The 17,833-nt window shown below is 34.1% G+C and carries 15 protein-coding genes, 1 pseudogene and 1 other annotated feature; all 16 genes and pseudogenes read left to right on the forward strand.

All coding sequences use genetic code 11. The annotated features are described in order from the left end of the window. Positions 1-83: 83 nt before the first annotated feature. Positions 84-316: a binding site (T-box leader), on the forward strand. 154 nt (positions 317-470) lie between these two features. The 16 genes and pseudogenes from JFU54_RS25800 to JFU54_RS25870 all read left to right on the forward strand — a co-directional run bounded on the left by JFU54_RS25800 (position 471) and on the right by JFU54_RS25870 (position 17,821). After that, a complete protein-coding gene (locus JFU54_RS25800) occupies positions 471-1,766 on the forward strand; it encodes a homoserine dehydrogenase (RefSeq protein ID WP_002064915.1) in 1,296 nt (431 codons plus the stop codon). Further along, entirely contained in the window at positions 1,759-2,817 is a 1,059-nt protein-coding gene (gene thrC / locus JFU54_RS25805) for a threonine synthase (RefSeq protein ID WP_016094234.1), read from the forward strand. The genes JFU54_RS25800 and thrC overlap by 8 nt, the downstream gene beginning before the upstream one ends. After that, a complete protein-coding gene (thrB, locus tag JFU54_RS25810; RefSeq protein WP_016094233.1) occupies positions 2,814-3,707 on the forward strand; it encodes a homoserine kinase in 894 nt (297 codons plus the stop codon). Before thrC ends, thrB begins: the two co-directional genes overlap by 4 nt. Before the next feature lie 92 nt (positions 3,708-3,799). Further along, positions 3,800-4,012 (forward strand): DUF6366 family protein, encoded by a 213-nt coding sequence (locus tag JFU54_RS25815; protein ID WP_002064918.1) that lies wholly within the window; start codon positions 3,800-3,802, stop codon positions 4,010-4,012. Positions 4,013-4,232: 220 nt separating this feature from the next. Continuing rightward, positions 4,233-6,536, forward strand: coding sequence for a glycoside hydrolase (locus JFU54_RS25820; protein WP_201066921.1), 2,304 nt, complete (start codon positions 4,233-4,235; stop codon positions 6,534-6,536). Between the two features lie 359 nt (positions 6,537-6,895). After that, positions 6,896-7,897 carry an LCP family protein gene (locus JFU54_RS25825; protein WP_002064920.1) on the forward strand — a complete coding sequence of 334 codons (1,002 nt, stop codon included), beginning with the start codon at positions 6,896-6,898 and terminating at the stop codon, positions 7,895-7,897. Between the two features lie 62 nt (positions 7,898-7,959). Beyond that, positions 7,960-8,220 (forward strand): annotated as a pseudogene (locus JFU54_RS30425) (sensor histidine kinase); the annotation flags it as partial. Between the two features lie 134 nt (positions 8,221-8,354). After that, positions 8,355-9,176, forward strand: coding sequence for a peptidoglycan-N-acetylglucosamine deacetylase (locus tag JFU54_RS25830; RefSeq protein WP_201066923.1), 822 nt, complete (start codon positions 8,355-8,357; stop codon positions 9,174-9,176). A 15-nt stretch (positions 9,177-9,191) separates the two neighbouring features. Continuing rightward, positions 9,192-9,848, forward strand: coding sequence for a YkyA family protein (locus JFU54_RS25835; RefSeq protein ID WP_002202330.1), 657 nt, complete (start codon positions 9,192-9,194; stop codon positions 9,846-9,848). A gap of 177 nt (positions 9,849-10,025) precedes the next feature. Next, entirely contained in the window at positions 10,026-10,706 is a 681-nt protein-coding gene (locus JFU54_RS25840; protein WP_002064923.1) for an MgtC/SapB family protein, read from the forward strand. Between the two features lie 86 nt (positions 10,707-10,792). Continuing rightward, complete coding sequence (locus tag JFU54_RS25845) at positions 10,793-11,329, forward strand: GNAT family N-acetyltransferase (protein WP_033706680.1); 537 nt, start codon at positions 10,793-10,795, stop codon at positions 11,327-11,329. A 248-nt stretch (positions 11,330-11,577) separates the two neighbouring features. Then, a complete protein-coding gene (locus tag JFU54_RS25850; protein ID WP_201066925.1) occupies positions 11,578-13,386 on the forward strand; it encodes an IucA/IucC family protein in 1,809 nt (602 codons plus the stop codon). 67 nt (positions 13,387-13,453) lie between these two features. Beyond that, positions 13,454-15,295, forward strand: a complete 1,842-nt coding sequence (locus JFU54_RS25855) for an IucA/IucC family protein (RefSeq protein WP_201066927.1) — start codon at positions 13,454-13,456, stop codon at positions 15,293-15,295. Continuing rightward, positions 15,282-16,520, forward strand: coding sequence for an AMP-binding protein (locus JFU54_RS25860; RefSeq protein ID WP_193663769.1), 1,239 nt, complete (start codon positions 15,282-15,284; stop codon positions 16,518-16,520). Before JFU54_RS25855 ends, JFU54_RS25860 begins: the two co-directional genes overlap by 14 nt. Beyond that, positions 16,517-16,792 carry a petrobactin biosynthesis protein AsbD gene (asbD, locus tag JFU54_RS25865; protein WP_201066929.1) on the forward strand — a complete coding sequence of 92 codons (276 nt, stop codon included), beginning with the start codon at positions 16,517-16,519 and terminating at the stop codon, positions 16,790-16,792. Before JFU54_RS25860 ends, asbD begins: the two co-directional genes overlap by 4 nt. Positions 16,793-16,816: 24 nt before the next feature. Next, on the forward strand, positions 16,817-17,821 hold the full coding sequence (locus JFU54_RS25870) for a DUF6005 family protein (RefSeq protein WP_002126945.1): 1,005 nt from the start codon (positions 16,817-16,819) through the stop codon (positions 17,819-17,821). Positions 17,822-17,833: the final 12 nt, after the last annotated feature.

Below are 17,833 nucleotides of genomic sequence, written 5' to 3' on the forward strand. Positions count from 1 at the left end.
AGATTGAAAATTAAAAATAATTAAAAAATATTATTGATTTTGTTTTTTATGCGAGTATAATGAGTTAACAAATAAACATGAACGAAAAAGTAACGATAAGGATATGAGATGATTTTTACGGTTTACAGAGAGGGAAGCCAAAGGCTGTGAGCTTCCTAACACGAGAAATGATCTTACCACCTTTGAACTTCAATAGTGAACGAGTAATCTAGTAATTATTGACGGTATCAGCCGTTATCTGAACTTGAGCAACCTAGAAGGAAATAAATCTGGGTTGGAACAAGGGTGGAACCACGAAAACACATTCGTCCCTTTCCTAGGGATGAGTGTGTTTTTTTATTACTTTGAAAGGAGGTGCGGTAACATGAAACGATTAGTACGTACGGAAATAACTACCACCTGCATGAAAAAATGGCAGAGCAAGGTGATTGATAGAGATAAAAAATAAAATTTTAGGAGGAGATTAGAAGATGAATAAGGTTATTAATGTTGGGGTATTAGGGTTAGGTACTGTCGGAAGTGGTGTTGTCCATATTTTGAAAGAACATTATCGAAAGATCGCTCTTGATACAGGATATGAAGTAAAGGTAAAGACAGTCGTTGTACGTGATTTGGAAAAGGAACGTGATGTTTGCATTGATGGAATCGTAGTAACAAGTAATGTCGATGAAGTTCTAAATGATTCAAATATTGATATTGTAGTAGAGGTAATGGGCGGAATTGAAGAAGCGAAAGAGCATATTGTTAAGGCTTTACAAAGTAAGAAACATGTCGTAACAGCAAATAAAGATTTAATGGCCGTATACGGTGCGGAGCTTTTGCAACTGGCAAATAAAAATGAATGTGATTTATGTTATGAAGCAAGTGTAGCGGGTGGGATTCCGATATTAAGAGGATTAACAGACGGGCTAGCGTCAGATCAAATTGAAAAAATAATGGGAATCGTAAATGGAACAACAAATTATATGTTAACAAAGATGAGTCAAAATGGATGGTCGTATGAAGAGGCTTTACAGGAGGCACAAAAATTAGGTTTCGCAGAATCTGATCCAACAGCGGATGTAGATGGGCTAGATGCTGCGAGAAAGGTAGCAATTCTTGCAAACTTAGGTTTTTCGATGAATGTTTCTTTAGATGATGTTCAAGTTAGAGGTATTCGAAAGGTTGAAAAAGAAGATTTAGAGATGGCCGAAAAATTAGGATTTACTATGAAATTAATTGGTAAAGCTGAAAAACAAGGATCATCCATTCACTTAAGTGTAGAACCGACTTTATTACCAAGTCATCATCCGCTATCGAATGTGAATAATGAATTCAATGCGGTGTATGTTCACGGTCAAGCAGTAGGAGAAGTGATGTTTTACGGACCTGGAGCTGGGAAGTTACCAACTGGTTCTGCTGTAGTAAGTGACATTATTTCAATCGTTAAAAATATGAATCAAGTTCCGAAAAATAAAAGTGTATTAAAAGAACCGGAGCCGTATGAATTACAAGGAGATGAAGAAGTAGTTTCGAAATACTTTTTGCGCATTTCATTACGAGATGAGCCTGGAATGTTTAAAAAAATAACAGAATGTTTCGTTGATTATTCTGTGAGTTTAAAAGAGGTAATTCAATTACCTTTGAACCGTGAGCTTGCAGAAGTCGTTGTTGTGACGCATCGAACTTCAAAATATCAATTCGAACAAGTTTTAGGGGCGATAGAAGATGTCGCAAGTGAAATAAACAGTTACTACATTATTGAGGAGGAAAAACAATATGTATAAAGGACTATTAAACCAGTACGCTTCGTATTTACCGGTGAATGAAAACACACCTGATGTCAGCTTAATGGAAGGAAATACACCCCTTATTCCATTATTAAATATATCAAAACAATTAGGGATTCAGTTATACGGAAAGTATGAAGGAGCGAATCCAACAGGTTCTTTTAAAGACCGTGGTATGGTAATGGCAGTTGCAAAGGCGAAAGAAGAAGGGGCAGAGGCAATCATTTGTGCATCTACAGGTAATACATCGGCATCAGCTGCAGCTTATGCGGCACGCCTAGGGATGAAATGTATTATCGTAATACCAGAAGGAAAAATTGCGCATGGGAAATTAGCACAAGCAGTTGCTTATGGAGCGGAGATTATTTCAATAGAAGGGAATTTCGATGATGCACTTAGAGCTGTAAGAAATATTGCTGCAGAAGAGCCGATTACATTAGTAAACTCAGTGAATCCTTATCGAATTGAAGGGCAAAAAACAGCGGCATTTGAAATTTGTGACCAGTTGCAAAACGCACCAGATGTTCTAGCTATCCCTGTTGGAAATGCTGGGAATATTACAGCATATTGGAAAGGGTTCTGTGAATACGAGAAAGAAAAAGGCTATAAGAAGCCAAGAATTCACGGCTTTGAAGCGGAAGGAGCGGCGGCAATTGTAAAAGGACATGTAATTGAGGCGCCTGAAACAATTGCAACAGCGATTCGCATCGGTAATCCGGCAAGTTGGTCGTATGCAGTAGAGGCTGCCGAACAATCTAATGGTGAAATAGATATGGTGTCAGATGAGGAGATTTTACATGCGTATAGATTATTAGCAAAAACTGAAGGAGTTTTCGCAGAGCCAGGATCAAATGCTTCATTAGCGGGCGTAATTAAACATGTTCAATCTGGAAAAATCAAAAAAGGCGAAACAGTTGTTGCAGTATTAACTGGAAACGGTTTAAAAGATCCTGATATCGCTATTTCTTCTAATAAATTAGACATTGCAAGTGTGTCAAATGATATAGAACAAATTAAAGATCATATTAAAGGGGTGATTATGTCGTGATACCATTAAGAGTTCGTGTTCCTGCTAGTACAGCGAATGTTGGACCAGGATTTGATTCTGTTGGAATAGCTTTGTCATTATATTTAGAAGTGAGTGTAAAGGGAGAAGCTGAGAAGTGGCAAGTAATACATTCTTTTGACGATTCGATTCCAACAGACGATAAAAATTTAATTGTTAGCACGGCATGTAAAGTATGTCCTTCATTATCACCCTATATAATAGAAGTTACTAGTAATATTCCGCTGACAAGAGGGCTAGGAAGTAGCGCATCAGCGATTGTAGCAGGAATAGAGCTTGCGAATCAACTTGGGAATTTACATTTAACAACTGATCAAAAAGTTCAAATTGCTACAAATTTTGAAGGACATCCAGATAATGTTGCTGCTTCTATTTTAGGTGGAACTGTAATCGGAGCACTGGATGGAAAGAATGTTTCGGTTGTAAGGATTGAAATTAAGGAATTAGGCGTAATTTCTCTTATTCCGAATGAAGAGCTAAATACGGAGGAAAGTCGATCTGTATTACCAGAGATGTTTCCGTTTCATGAAGCAGTTAAAGCTAGTGCGATAAGCAACGTATTAGTAGCTGCGTTATGTCAAAAGAAGTGGGAAGTTGTAGGTGAAATGATGGAACGAGATCATTTCCACGAGCCATATCGTTTAGAACTTGTACCGTTATTACCATCAATTCGTAAATGTGCAAAGGAATTTGGAGCATATGGCACAGCGCTTAGTGGTGCGGGACCATCCATTTTTATTTTAACTCCGTACGAGAAGCGTAAAGAAATAGCTGACCAATTAGCGAGAGTATTTGCAGCTATGAAAGTATGTGAGCTTGAAATTGATCATAAAGGGACTACTGTAAATAAGGAAGAACATATTGGATTATAAAGAAAGCTAGCATCGCTAGCTTTCTTTACGTTATGGAGAATCTATTTTAAAGGGGATTTTTCGGAATGAACATTAATTTTAGAGGTGATTATATGAGTTCAAAAGAGTCACCAGAAGAAAAAAGAGAACGCATGAGACAAAGTGAATTGAAACATAATCCTACCGGTTCTTTGAATGATGGACTCAACAGGGCGAAATCAGGTAGCCCTGCTGATATGACAGGTGGTATGAATTGGAAAGGTACAGGGATATTAATTTTAGTGCTAGTTGTAGGATATATTATATACACTTACTTTTTCAGTTAAGGAAAGCTTGATGGAATTTAGATTTGCTTGATCTAATTATTAGTGAGAATAAAAAAATAAGGATTAAAGTCCCACTGTATTACATATTTTCTTTAAACAGATTATAGTTATACGTAAATTTTTTTTGCTCATAATAGAGCTAGCATAATGCTAGCTCTATTATTTTTTGCCATATTCCTGTAACAAACCTCCTGTATATTCATTGGTGGAGGTGCAGAAGATGAAAAAAATGATAGCGATATGTCTTCTTACAACATTGTCATTTTCGACTTTAGTCGGGTGTGATGTAAAAGGTAATGATGCTTTACAAGAGTCTAAAATAAAGAAAGCGACGTATAAAGATTTTACTTACGATGTAAATCCTGAGACTTTTACGTTAACTGTAGAACATGATGGTGTAAAAGAACAGGCATCACAACCGTTACCAAAAATGAAGGTATCGAATTTGAAAAAAGACAAGGATCATACATCATGGGAATATCCGGATCAAAAAGTAAAAGTAAATTTAGAAAAGAAAAAAGATCACTTGAATATTGAAGTGGAATCGACTGGTGCAGAAAGTTTTACATGGCCAAAAGTGCAAGCTGAAAATTATACACTTCCGTTATGGGAAGGTAAGCAAATTCCAAGTAATGATGAGAATTGGAAGAAGTTTTTAAAGGATGATGCATATTCATTTGCTGAATCATTTTCTATGAAGTTTTTTGCATTAAATGGTTCTAAATATTCGATTGTATATATTGCGAACAATATGTTTAATAATGAATTGAAATTTCATTCAGATCCGAAAATAGGGTTTGATTTTACACATGAATTCCCGAGTATAAATAAAAATAAAACATATGGCTTTCAATTATATGTGACAAATAATGATGCAGTAAGTATTGCTAAACTGTACAAGGATAATATTGTCGAAAAAGGTGAATTTAAAACATTACAAGAAAAGGCAAGAAAAAATAAAGAAATTGAAAAACTTTACGGAGCGGCTCATTTTTACTTTTGGAATCAAAATGGTTTATCAGAAAGTAACGTAAATTGGCCGAAGTTAAGAGAGCAAATAAATAGCCCAGTGTTTAGCCATATAAAAGAGCTTATTCAAAAGAATAGTTCAGAGCCTGGGGAATTGAATGTATTTGAGCAAGTGAGTAAACAAGACTTTATCGATAAGTACCAAAAAAATGTTATTTTACGCTATACAAACGAAGTATTATCTATGAAGGAATTGTATAAAGAGGATATTTTCCCGAAAGTTGATCAGGAAGCTAGTGTGTTATTAAAGAAAGGTGTAGATCACTTATCGAAGACAGAGCTGTATAGCTTAAATAAACATTTATTAAAGTCAGTACTCGGTGATGCAGTTGAAGAAGTAAGTAAATGGGGTAAAGCAGATGGAACGGATATACTAAAGGAAATGAAAGAGGCCGGGATAGAAAAGGCGTGGATTGGTCTACCGAACTGGGAACAAGGATATATGCAGCCTAATTTTGTTACAGAAGCTAAGAAAACGGGATATTTAGTTGGTCCGTATGATTCTTATCATTCTATTCATGAGAAAGGTGATAAAAATTGGAACACAGCTTCCTTTAATGATCCAACGTTATATGAAGAGGGTACTGTAACGAAGAAAAATGGAGAAAAAGTACAAGGATTTCTAGGTAGAGGCCGAAAATTAAATCCGACATTATCACTTCCTAGTGTAAAAGAGCGAATGAACGATATATTACAAAATGGTCCTAAATATAATTCATGGTTTATTGATTGTGATGCGACAGGTGAAATTTATGATGACTATTCAGAAAAACATATAACGACACAAGAACAAGATTTACAAGCCAGATTAAAACGAATGGATTATATTGCACAAGAAAAAGGGATGGTAGTTGGATCTGAGGGTGGAAATGATTTTGCGAGTAGTACGATTGCATTTGCTCATGGAATTGAAACGCCAGTTATTAAATGGGACGATGAAGATATGAGAAAAAACAAAACAAGCCCGTATTATGTAGGTGGATATTGGTCACCAAATCAAAATGTTCCCGAAAAATATGCAAAACAAGTACCGTTGAAAGAAGAATATAAACAAGTATATTTAAATCCAGTATATTCGGTACCATTATATAAATTAGTATACAACGATTCCGTTATTACAACGCACCATTGGGAATGGGGAAGTTTGAAGGTGAAAGATGAAGTTGGAAATCGTATGTTATATGAGTTATTGTATAATGTTCCTCCGTTGTACCATTTAGATGAAGTAGAGTGGAATAAGCATAAAAAAGAAATTACACAGCATCTGAAAGTTTGGAATGAAGTTCATGAAAAAGCAGTAAAAGAAGAAATGACGAACTTTGCATATCTGTCAGAAGATAAGCTAGTACAATCTGCTTCATATGGAAAAGATATTAAAATTATTGTGAATTTCTCAAATAAAGATGTAGAAATAGAAAAAACGAAAATACAAGCAAAATCAGCTTTAATTAATAATAATGGGAAGCAAATGATATACACACCAAATGAGAAATAATAAGGTGAAACTTTAATCAGTGGGGGATTTATCCCTCACTGATTATTAGTCATCACCAATCAAAATTTCACGGCACAAACTTGACTCTTTTATTCCTGCTAAATTATGAGGTGAAAGTCTTACTACCTGCAAATAAAAGAATGATAAATCTGTAAATTTGAACGTTTTGAAGTGTTAAATTTTTGAAGTTGATAAATAGTGACTTGCCAAAAATAAGCACGAGAGTATAATGTGAAATGGAATACATATTGGATTCATGATGTAACCTTACAAAAATGTAAGGTGATTGAAAGGAAATTCAATATGAAGATTACTAGACATACATTATACTAGGAAAAGAGAAAGAGAGGAGAATGAACATGAGCTCTGAATTAGAACAAGATACGAGAAGCAGTAAAAAACGTTCTAAAAGAAAATCAATAAAATGGTTCATTTTAATTCCATTTTTCCTACTTGTTTTTGGAGGAGTAGGATATGGATCGTTTATATATAACAAAGCAAAAGCTGTTGTAAGTGATGCATATGCAAAAATTGATAAGTCATCAAAAAGGGACAAAGAAGTGGAACCTTTAAAGGATAATATTTCGATTTTAATCATGGGTGTCGATGGAAGCGAAATGAGAAAAAGCCAATATGGTGAAGCGGTTCGAACAGATGCACTTTTATTAGCGACAATTAATAAAGATGATAAATCCGTTAAATTAGTAAGCATTCCTCGTGATTCACGTGTTTATATTCCATCTAGAAAGAAATTAGATAAAATTACACACGCACACGTATTTGGTGGTGTTGAAAGTACAAGAGATACAGTGGAAAGATTTTTAAATGTACCAGTTGATTATTATGTGAAGTTTAACTTTGAGTCATTTGTACAAATTGTAGATTCAATTGGTGGTATTGATATTGATGTACCTGTTACTTTCACAGAACAAGATAGTAAAGACCAAGCAGGTATGATTCATTTAGAAAAAGGTTTCCAACATTTAAATGGTGAACAAGCCCTTGCACTTGCGAGAACGCGTAAAATTGACAGTGATACAATGCGTGGTCAAAGACAACAACTTGTAATTGAAGCAATTGCGAAAAAAGCAATGTCTGTTCAATCTATTAGTAAAATGGGCTCTCTACTTGATGCAGTTGATAAAAATATGAAAACAAACTTAACGTTTGATGATATGCTTGCTATTACGAAAAATATGGCAGGATCAGATTTGCAAATGGAAAAGATGCAAATAGAAGGAACGGATAAACGTATTGGTGGTATTTATTATTACATTCCAAACGAAAAAAATGTGAAAGATATTTCGACTAAGTTAAATGAGCATTTAGGTGTTACACCAAAACCAACTCGAAATGAATAAGTATAAAAAAAGGTTGGCCTCAGCCAATCTTTTTTTATGGAAATGGAGTGCTTCATTTATTTTTAGTAGAAGGGCTACTAGTTTTTTCACGTCTACAGTTAAATCATTTTAATTTATATAAACAAAAGGTGCAATTGTACGATATACTAGAGGGAAGAATTTGGTAATTAACTCCTAAAATAGAGAAAATAAATTCATCTCATTGCAAGTTGAAAGCGAATTGAATTGATGGAAGATCAAACAGGTTAAAACAAATCTTCTTGAAAGTTGTACATAGTGCAATCAAGAATTGGTATGAAAAGAATAAAGAGTTTGTTGAGGCAGTAACAACAATTTTGATAAAACTCCCATTATAATTCATATTTTAGATTGTTTATATAGTGTAATAAAATAAATAGATGTATAATTATATTGGGTGATTTATATATAAGATTAATAGGGAGAGGAATTCGATAGAATGGAAAAGGCTTTTAAAATTAAACGAGTTGCAGTTGTTTCAGTAGCGATTGCAATAGTAGCTATTGGGTATTTCATGTTTCAATCTATTACTTCACCAGCAAAAGCTGTTGCGAAGCAAGAAAATATAGTGCAGCTTGCAAGTGAACAATCGAAAGTTGAAATGAATAAAACGGCGCCAAGTCGTTTTAATGGACAGGAAAGAAAAGTTGCTTACCTTACATTTGATGATGGGCCAGGAAAATATACGGCTGAATTATTGAATATGTTAAAACAGCATGATGCGAAGGCGACATTCTTTTTAATTGGTGCGAATGTAAAACAGTTTCCTGATTTAGTAAAACGTGAAAATGCAGAAGGACATTATGTTGGAATGCATAGTATGACACACAATTTTGCGAAGTTATATAAAAATGGCGAGTATGTTAATGAAATGAAAGAAGATCAAGGCTTAATCGCAAATATTATTGGGAAAGCCCCTAAATTAACACGTCCTCCATACGGATCGATGCCTGGTTTAAATGAAGGTCTCCGAAATAAAGTAGTTGAGGATGGTTTAAAAGTGTGGGACTGGACAATTGATTCTTTAGACTGGAAATACAATAAAGTACCAGTGGATGCAGCGGCAGCGCAAATCGCTCAAAATGTAGTAGCTGGTGCAACAAAACCGCAAGAAGTCATTTTAATGCATGACATTCACCCGCAATCAGTTGCTGCTGTGCCAGCAATTTTAAAGGGTCTAAAAGAAAAAGGTTATGAATTTGAGGCATACCATGAAGAGAATCACTTCCCAGTGAATTTCTGGCACGATAACCGTATGTAATTGGAGGAATTGAAGTTGAAGTATGGAAAAGTAGCAGTAGTTGGAGCATTATCAGTAGGATTATTATCAGGTTGTTTCGGTGAAAAACCAGAAGAAAATTTATATACGGCTTTTGAAACAGCAGCGACACAAGAAAAATCGTTAGCTGATGATACGAAAAAGTTAGAGCAATTAGAAAAGCAAGGGCAAGAACTATATTCTCAAATTTTACAAGAAGGTAAAGAACATAATGAAGCAGTCACGAAGAAGATAGAGGAAGCTACTGCAAATGTAAATGAGCGTGAGAAAGTATTGAAAAACGAGAAAGAACTGTTAGAGAAAGCTCAGAAGGAGACGAAATCAGTTCAAAGCAATATAGAGAAGCTTGAAGATAAGAAATTACAAAAACAAGCTAAAGCAGTAGAAGAGTCGTATAAAAACCGTTATGCTGCATTCCAAAAAATGAATGAGGATTACACGAAGGCGTTAGCGAATGAAAAAGAGCTGTATGAAAAATTAAAAGTAAAAGAAACGAAGTTAAAAGAAATTGGTGAAAAAGTTAAAACTGTTAATGAGTTAAATGTGGAAGCGCAAAAGGCGAAAGAACAATTTAATAAACACACAAAAGAGTATAATGACAGTAAATTAGCATTTTACAAAGATGCACAGATTAAGACTAAAGAACAAAAATAAATAATGATCTTAATCCTAATCCTAATAAAAAAGCTATAGAAAAAGCCGGAGAAACATTGCAAAAAGTGTTTTTTCGGCTTTTGTCGTTAAATGAATAGAAAAGACTGGAATTGATATCATAAAAGAGTTATAGTGTATTATTCGAAGGAAAACATTGTAAAGTAAGGAGAATGAAATATGTCATATGAATTTTTATTCAAATTAGGTTTAGCACTCTTTTTAGGATTATTCATCGGGATAGATAGGCAGCTAAAGAATAAACCGCTTGGTGTGAAAACAAGTATGGTTATTTCTGTAGCAAGTTGTTTAATTACAATGGTTTCAATTGAATCAGTGAATGTTTATTCTGTACCGGGTCATACAAACATGGATCCAATGCGTCTCGCCGCTCAAATTGTTAGTGGGATTGGTTTTCTTGGAGCAGGGGTAATTTTACGAAGAAATAATGACGTTATTTCAGGATTAACGACAGCCTCTATGGTATGGGCCGCTTCAGCACTAGGTATTGCGATTGGCGCAGGTTTTTATATACAAGCGACGGTTGCTATGATTTTAATTATATTAGCGATTAATGTACTTCCTCACCTTGTGAAAATTGCAGGCCCATATTCATTGAGACAAAAGGACTTGTCTATCAAAATTACTGTAAATGAGCATCGAGAGTTAGATGGGATTTTTAAGCAAATTAAAAATTTAAATATGCAAGTGAAGCGAGTGAAAATTAAAGATATTGATAATGGAGCATCTCAGCAATTAGAAATGGTAATTTTAGCTCCAGAAGATTTATATACAACTGAGTTATATAGTTCTCTAAAAGAAATCGATCATGTCGTATCTGTTGAAGTTGAAAGTAGATAAAAAAGATTGAAAAGGGTGATGAAAATTTACTCTTTTTTTATATGGGAAAAACATTTTGCTATAATTAATTACAAAGGGGGATATAAGTGATGGAGATACATGTTCGAAGGGCAACGAAAAATGATATTGCAAGTATAGCAAAAGTGCATGTGGAAAGCTGGAAAACAACGTATAAAGGGATATTTTCTAACGGGGTTTTAGACAATATAACGTATGAACAACGAGAAAACCTGTGGAAAAGCATCTTCCAAAAAGATGATAAGAACGAATATAGGTTTGTAGCAGAGACGTTAAATGGGGAAATTATCGGATTTATCGATGGTGGAGCTGAAAGAACGGGGACATATAATTGTGATGGGGAATTATATGCAATATACATTTTACAAGAGTATCAAGGAATGAAGATAGGACAACTTTTATTTCAAGCTTTACTATCAGATTGTAAAAAAAATAATATGCAATCTCTTTTAGTTTGGGTTGTCTCTAATAATCCTTCTAAAAAATTTTATGAAAAATATAATCCTGAAAAAATTGATACAAAATTTTTAGAAAGACTACATATAGAAGAAATAGCATATGTGTGGCGAAATATGGATTGTTTATACAAAACATTATCAATTTAGGTTTGAATAATTATATTATGTAAATTAAACTTACGGATATTAAAAAACATCAATAATTATATTGATGTTTTTTTGCATACGGATTTAATGTTGTGGAAAAGACAAAAGGTTTAGTCAGATAAAAAAATTCTGAAATATATATTGAAATGATTATCATTATCAATTAAAATTGTGATTGATAATGAAATTCAATTATCGATAGTTTTATGGAAATTTTAATAGTGTTCGTCTAAAAGAGGAGGACCAGTATGCAGCATGCGAAACAAATCGCAGAACATGCAACAATACAAAGCTTTTTAAACTGTTATTTAAGAGAAACAGGGAGTGGAGAATGGATTACAGAGGATGAAAGAATAGAAAGTATCTTCAGTAATACGTTGAATAGAAATATAGTCCCCACATATTTATGTTGTCGGCTATCGGCACAGAAGGTTACTTTGTATGGAGAAGTTATATATAAATCATCAACAGATCGCCATTTGTTTGGAGAACAGTTTTATTATCAAATCGGAGAAACTAAAACTGTTATAAAAGCAGATTACGTTACAGTTATTACATTTTTAATAAAAGAGATGTCTATCAACTATGGAGAAGGAACTAACCCTGCTGAACTTATGCTTCGAGTTATTCGTAGTTGTCAAAATATTGAGGGATTTACAAAAAAGAGAGCAGAAGATACATCTGCATTATATGGTTTCCATACAACTTTTATTGAGGCGGAGCAATCTTTATTATTTGGACATTTAACTCATCCAACACCAAAGAGTAGACAAGGTATATTGGATTGGAAAAGTTCCATGTATTCTCCTGAATTAAAAGGGGAGTGCCAACTTCACTATTTTCGGGCACATAAAAGTATAGTAAGTGAAAAGTCATTGTTACAAGATTCTACAACGGCGATGATAAAAAAGGAATTAAAGAACGATGAAAAGGTAGGTCAAGAATTTATTGAAGAGTACTGTCAAGAAGATGAATATTCATTAATTCCAATCCATCCGCTACAAGCAGAATGGCTATTACATCAACCTTATGTACAAGAGTGGATAAATCAAGGAGTACTTGAGTATATGGGTCCCGTAGGTAAGTATTATATGGCAACATCATCACTTAGGACGCTATATCATCCTCATTCGAAATATATGCTTAAGTTTTCATTTCCGGTGAAAGTAACAAATTCAATGCGCATTAATAAGTTGAAGGAACTTGAGAGTGGCCTTGAAGGGAAGGAAATGTTAAATACGTCAATTGGTGAAGTACTAGAAAAGTATCCAGGTTTTGATTTTATTTGTGATCCAGCCTTTATTACCTTAAATTATGGAGCAAAAGAGTCTGGATTTGAAGTGATTATTCGAGAGAATCCTTTTTATAGTGAACATGCAAATGACGTTACTTTAATTGCAGGACTAGTTCAAGATGCTATACCGGGAGAACGTACTCGTTTATCGAATATTATTTATCACTTAGCGGATTTAGAAGGTAGAAGCTGTGAAGAAGTAAGTTTAGAGTGGTTTAGACGATATATGAATATCTCTTTAAAGCCGATGGTATGGATGTATTTACGTTATGGCGTTGCATTAGAAGCGCATCAACAAAATAGTGTTGTTCAATTGAAAGATGGTTATCCAGTTAAGTTTTACTTCCGTGATAATCAAGGTTTTTATTTCTGCAATTCAATGAAGTCAGTGCTAGATAATGAACTAGCGGGTATTGGCGAACGTACTGGGAATTTATATGACGATTACATTGTAGATGAAAGATTTCGTTACTATTTAATTTTTAATCATATGTTTGGACTAATTAACGGTTTTGGTACAGCAGGATTAATAAAGGAGGAAATTCTTCTTTCGGAATTAAGGTCTGTACTTGAAGCGTTCCTTCCATATAACCGCGAACCTTCTACATTTTTAAGTGAATTGTTGGAAGAAAATAAATTAGCATGTAAAGCAAATTTGCTAACGAGATTTTTCGATGTTGATGAACTGACAAATCCTTTAGAGCAAGCAATTTATGTACAAGTAGATAATCCACTCGTTAGAGAAGTGGCTGTTCGTTCATAAGTAGTGCTAAAATTTCACGTAATACAAATAATGGAATTTGATATTCCGTATTATAGCGGAGGGATTTATGAAAGAAGAAGTTTATCACATAAAAATATTGAAGGCACTCCAATCAAAAGAGTACATTTCAGTAAGAAGAAGAGTATTCCGGCAATTAGTAGAATCGTTAATTTATGAAGAAATCATTACGCCGATTCGTATACAAAAGGGAGAGCAAATACTTTTTATTATACAAGGTCTTGATGAAAAGGATCAAAATGTAATGTACCAATGCTATGGGCGAGAACGTATGACATTTGGGCGTATTTGTTTACATGACTCATTAATAATGAGAGTTCAAGATGAGGAAGAAGAAATACAATCAGTTTCACAATTTTTACAGGAGATTTTTCGGATTGTTCAAGTGGATCGAACGAAATTGGATTCTTTTATTCAAGAATTAGAACAAACAATCTTTAAAGATACGATTGCACAATATGAGAGAAGTTGTGAAGAAGACTATCTTGCGAAATCTTATGATGAGCTTGAAAGTCATTTAATAGATGGACACCCGTATCATCCTAGTTATAAAGCACGCATCGGGTTTCAATATCGTGATAATTTTCAATATGGATTTGAATTTATGCAACCAATGAAAATTATATGGATTGCAGTTCATGAGAAATATACAACTGTAGGATATGAAAGTGAAGAGAGTTATAACTGTACCTTTAAAGAAGAAATTGGTGAAAAGAAAATCGAAGAGTATATGGATCGTATTCGAACAATGGACTGTGATTCGAAGAAGTACATGTTTATACCTGTTCATCCTTGGCAGTGGGAGAACTTTATTATTCCGAATTATACTGACCATATACAGGGTAAATATATTATTTATTTAGGGAAATCAGAAGATGATTATTGCGCGCAGCAGTCGATGCGGACATTAAGAAATGTTACGAATCGAGAGAAACCATATGTAAAGTTATCAATGAATTTACTCAATACTTCAACTATCCGTACATTAAAACCACATTCGGTTGTGAGTGCACCTGCTATATCGAATTGGTTAAAAGATATAGTAAATCATGACCCTTATTTAAGGGATGAATCGCGTTTAATTTTGTTAAATGAATTTTCGAGTGTTACGTACGATGCGAATAAAAAAGCTACGTATGGCTCATTAGGATGTGTTTGGCGCGAAAGCGTTCACAAATATTTAGATAAGAAAGAAGAGGCAATCCCATTTAACGGTTTATATGCCAAGGGAAAAAATGGGACACCAACTATTGATTTGTGGTTAAAGAGATATGGAGTAGAAAGCTGGTTACAATTGCTTATTCAAAAAGCAATTATCCCAGTTGTACACCTCGTTGTAGAGCATGGAGTCGCATTAGAATCACATGGACAAAACATGATTTTAGTTCATGAAGAGGGAATACCAGTCCGTATTGCACTAAAAGATTTTCATGAAGGACTGGAGTTTTATCGTCCATTTTTGAAAGAACTCGAAAAATGTCCTGACTTTACTAAAATGCATAAAACATATGCGAATGGTCAAATGAATGATTTCTTTGAAATGGACCGTATTGAATGTTTACAAGAAATGGTTTTAGATGCGCTTTTCCTATTCAATCTAGGTGAACTGGCTTTCGTGCTGGCAGATGAGTATCAGTTGAAAGAGGAACAATTTTGGATCATTCTTGTTGAAGAGATAGAAGATCATTTTGAAAGATTTTCGCATTTGAAAGAACGTTTTGAAGCATTACAATTATATGCACCTACATTTCATGCAGAGCAATTAACGAAGCGTCGTTTATATATGGATGTGGAATCGCTTGTTCATGAAGTTCCAAATCCATTGTATAGAGCAAAGCAACTTACAATACAAAAATCAGTTGTTACAGGGGGAAATCATGCTAATCGTTAATAAACAAGAATTTAGCAAATATGATTTTGAATTGAGATTACAAGGTTACGAGGGAGTGGAACAATTTCAAGAAGCAGAAGGAAATAGATTTGCACTTTGTCTGAAAAATCCATTCGATATTATTACGCTTGTGTTTTTCCTAAAAGAAAAAAGAGCATCTGTACTACTTATTCATGAAGATACGCCAAAGGATACAGCTATTGAAATGGCAAAGCGCGCAAAGTGTACTGCACTTTTATACGGAGAAAGTAACGACTTTACAAAATTAGAAGTTCCAAATCTATTACAAGAAGAACCGTCTTTATTGCAGTATAGTTCAGGTACAACAGGAGAGCCAAAACTGATTCGTAGAGCATGGACGGAAATTGAAACAGAAATTGCTGCTTACAATGAAGCTTTAAAATGTGAAGAAGACGAAGTGCCAATTGTAATGGCTCCAGTTTCACATTCATACGGATTAATTTGTGGCACGTTATCAGCAATTACGAGAGGTAGTAAGCCTATAATCATTACAAATAAAAACCCTAAATTCGCATTAAATATAGTTCGTAATACCGAAAAACATATCATATACGCAGTACCACTTATGTTACATATTATGGGGAGTTTTCCACAAGGGACTTTTCAGTTTCATAAAATTATGACATCAGGATCACCTTTGCCAGAAACGCTATTTTATAAGTTAAAGGGCATGACGAAATACATGATGCAGCAGTACGGCTGTTCTGAAGCTGGTTGCATTAGTATATGTCATGCTATGGAAACACATTTGGATTTAGGAAAACCACTTCCTCATGTAAGTATTAACATAGGTTCAAATGAAGATGAACCTGAAGAAATCGTAGTAAAAATTGCTGAAAAGGAGATTTATACAAAAGATTTAGGTTATAGATCTGAGCAAGGCCTTCATTTCATGGGGCGAATAGATGATGTTATTAATGTGTCCGGTCTAAAGGTATTTCCTATAGAAGTGGAAGAAACGATGCTTCGATTAGAAGGTATTCAGGAGGCGATTGTATACCGGGGCAAGCATCCTGTGATGGGAGAAATAGTAAAAGCGAAAGTAGTCTCTCGTATTGAACCAGTACAAATACGAGAATGGTGCATACAGCATTTACCGTCTTATAAAGTGCCACATGAAATTGAAAATGTAGCAGAGATTCCGAAAAATAAAACAGGGAAAGTAAGTCGGAAGTTATTAGAGATGGGAGAGATAACAACATGAGTCGTGAAATGTTAAAAGAAGCAATTTTAAGTATTATGAGAGAAAAAATGGAACTGAAAAATGTAACGCATTTAGAAGAAACGATGCGTTTAAATCAAGATTTATATATAGATTCGGTAATGATGTTACAGCTTATAGTATACATAGAAATGGATTTAAAGCTATGCGTTCCAGAGGATGAGATAGACCCAAAGGCGTTTCTTACTGTAGGATCTTTGCTTGACTTTATGGAAGAGTTACAGCCGTTACACGAAATAAATGTGAATAACTAACCTTTTAGGAAAGTGGATGAGAGTATGACTTCAATTAAAGTTCACTGTTTAGTGAGTTGTTTTTGTGAAATTATAAAAAGGCGTAGCGATATAGATTTCCGTCCATTTTATTTCGGATTATGGGATGGAGATTTTGATATAACAGAAGGCGGGATTATTTCTTATCATTCCGAAAACATTAATCATGATAACTACTTACTTTGGTATGAAAAATTGTATGGCATTAAAGTGAACGAATGGTACGATCATTCAAAAGATAAAAGTAGCAATGTAGAAACATTTTTAGAATTAGTAGAAAATAAGCCAGAAAATCGTTACGTAATTGTAATGGTTGATATGTCTTTATTGCCTGAGAGAGAAAATAAGTTTCATCAAAAACCGTTTCCGCATTACTTAATGATATCGAAGACAGAGAAAGAAGATGAATGGTTCATGCTTGATCCTGATTTTCGCTGGGAAGGGAATATGGAAAGAGAAAAAGTGCTCCATTCTGTTAAAGACAACCCATTTGGTGGAGGCTATTTCATTGATATAGAAGGAATTCAGGAGCCAACACAAGAGATGGTAGAAAGTTATTTCATGGAAACATTCAAAAAAGATGATAATGAACTAACAATGGAATTAAAAAAATTAATAATAAAAATGGTAAATGAAGAGGATGGGTATTCACTTTCCGGGCTCGTAACGGCAGTAAAGCAAATACCCGTATTGGCAATACGTAAATATAGCTATGAACATGCCTTTGCATACTTCCGTGAAACTTTACAATATTCGGAGCAAGAATTTGATTATTGGTGTGATCGAGTGGAAGACATTGTACAAGGATTTACAAATGTACAGTACCGTGCTATTAAAATGGCAATGACAAATAATAAAGATATGTTATTACCAATTGTTGAGAAACTTGATGAAATGAATACAATTGAACTGCAAATTAAGGATGAACTAGAGAAACAGTTTCTGTTATGGAAAGAAATGATAACAAATCAGTCTTTCTTAACTAATACAAGTTCATTGAATTTAAGATAAGGGAGTTCAAAC

The sequence above is a fragment of the Bacillus sp. TH19 genome (assembly GCF_016651075.1).
Classification (GTDB): domain Bacteria; phylum Bacillota; class Bacilli; order Bacillales; family Bacillaceae_G; genus Bacillus_A; species Bacillus_A mycoides.

Coding starts and splice junctions, on each gene's coding strand:
- JFU54_RS25800 (WP_002064915.1), top strand. CDS start 471: ATGAATAAGGTTATTAATGTTGGGGTATTAGGGTTAGGTACTGTCGGA.
- thrC (WP_016094234.1), top strand. CDS start 1,759: ATGTATAAAGGACTATTAAACCAGTACGCTTCGTATTTACCGGTGAAT.
- JFU54_RS25815 (WP_002064918.1), top strand. CDS start 3,800: ATGAGTTCAAAAGAGTCACCAGAAGAAAAAAGAGAACGCATGAGACAA.
- JFU54_RS25820 (WP_201066921.1), top strand. CDS start 4,233: ATGAAAAAAATGATAGCGATATGTCTTCTTACAACATTGTCATTTTCG.
- JFU54_RS25825 (WP_002064920.1), top strand. CDS start 6,896: ATGAGCTCTGAATTAGAACAAGATACGAGAAGCAGTAAAAAACGTTCT.
- JFU54_RS25830 (WP_201066923.1), top strand. CDS start 8,355: ATGGAAAAGGCTTTTAAAATTAAACGAGTTGCAGTTGTTTCAGTAGCG.
- JFU54_RS25840 (WP_002064923.1), top strand. CDS start 10,026: ATGTCATATGAATTTTTATTCAAATTAGGTTTAGCACTCTTTTTAGGA.
- JFU54_RS25850 (WP_201066925.1), top strand. CDS start 11,578: ATGCAGCATGCGAAACAAATCGCAGAACATGCAACAATACAAAGCTTT.
- JFU54_RS25855 (WP_201066927.1), top strand. CDS start 13,454: ATGAAAGAAGAAGTTTATCACATAAAAATATTGAAGGCACTCCAATCA.
- JFU54_RS25860 (WP_193663769.1), top strand. CDS start 15,282: ATGCTAATCGTTAATAAACAAGAATTTAGCAAATATGATTTTGAATTG.
- asbD (WP_201066929.1), top strand. CDS start 16,517: ATGAGTCGTGAAATGTTAAAAGAAGCAATTTTAAGTATTATGAGAGAA.
- JFU54_RS25870 (WP_002126945.1), top strand. CDS start 16,817: ATGACTTCAATTAAAGTTCACTGTTTAGTGAGTTGTTTTTGTGAAATT.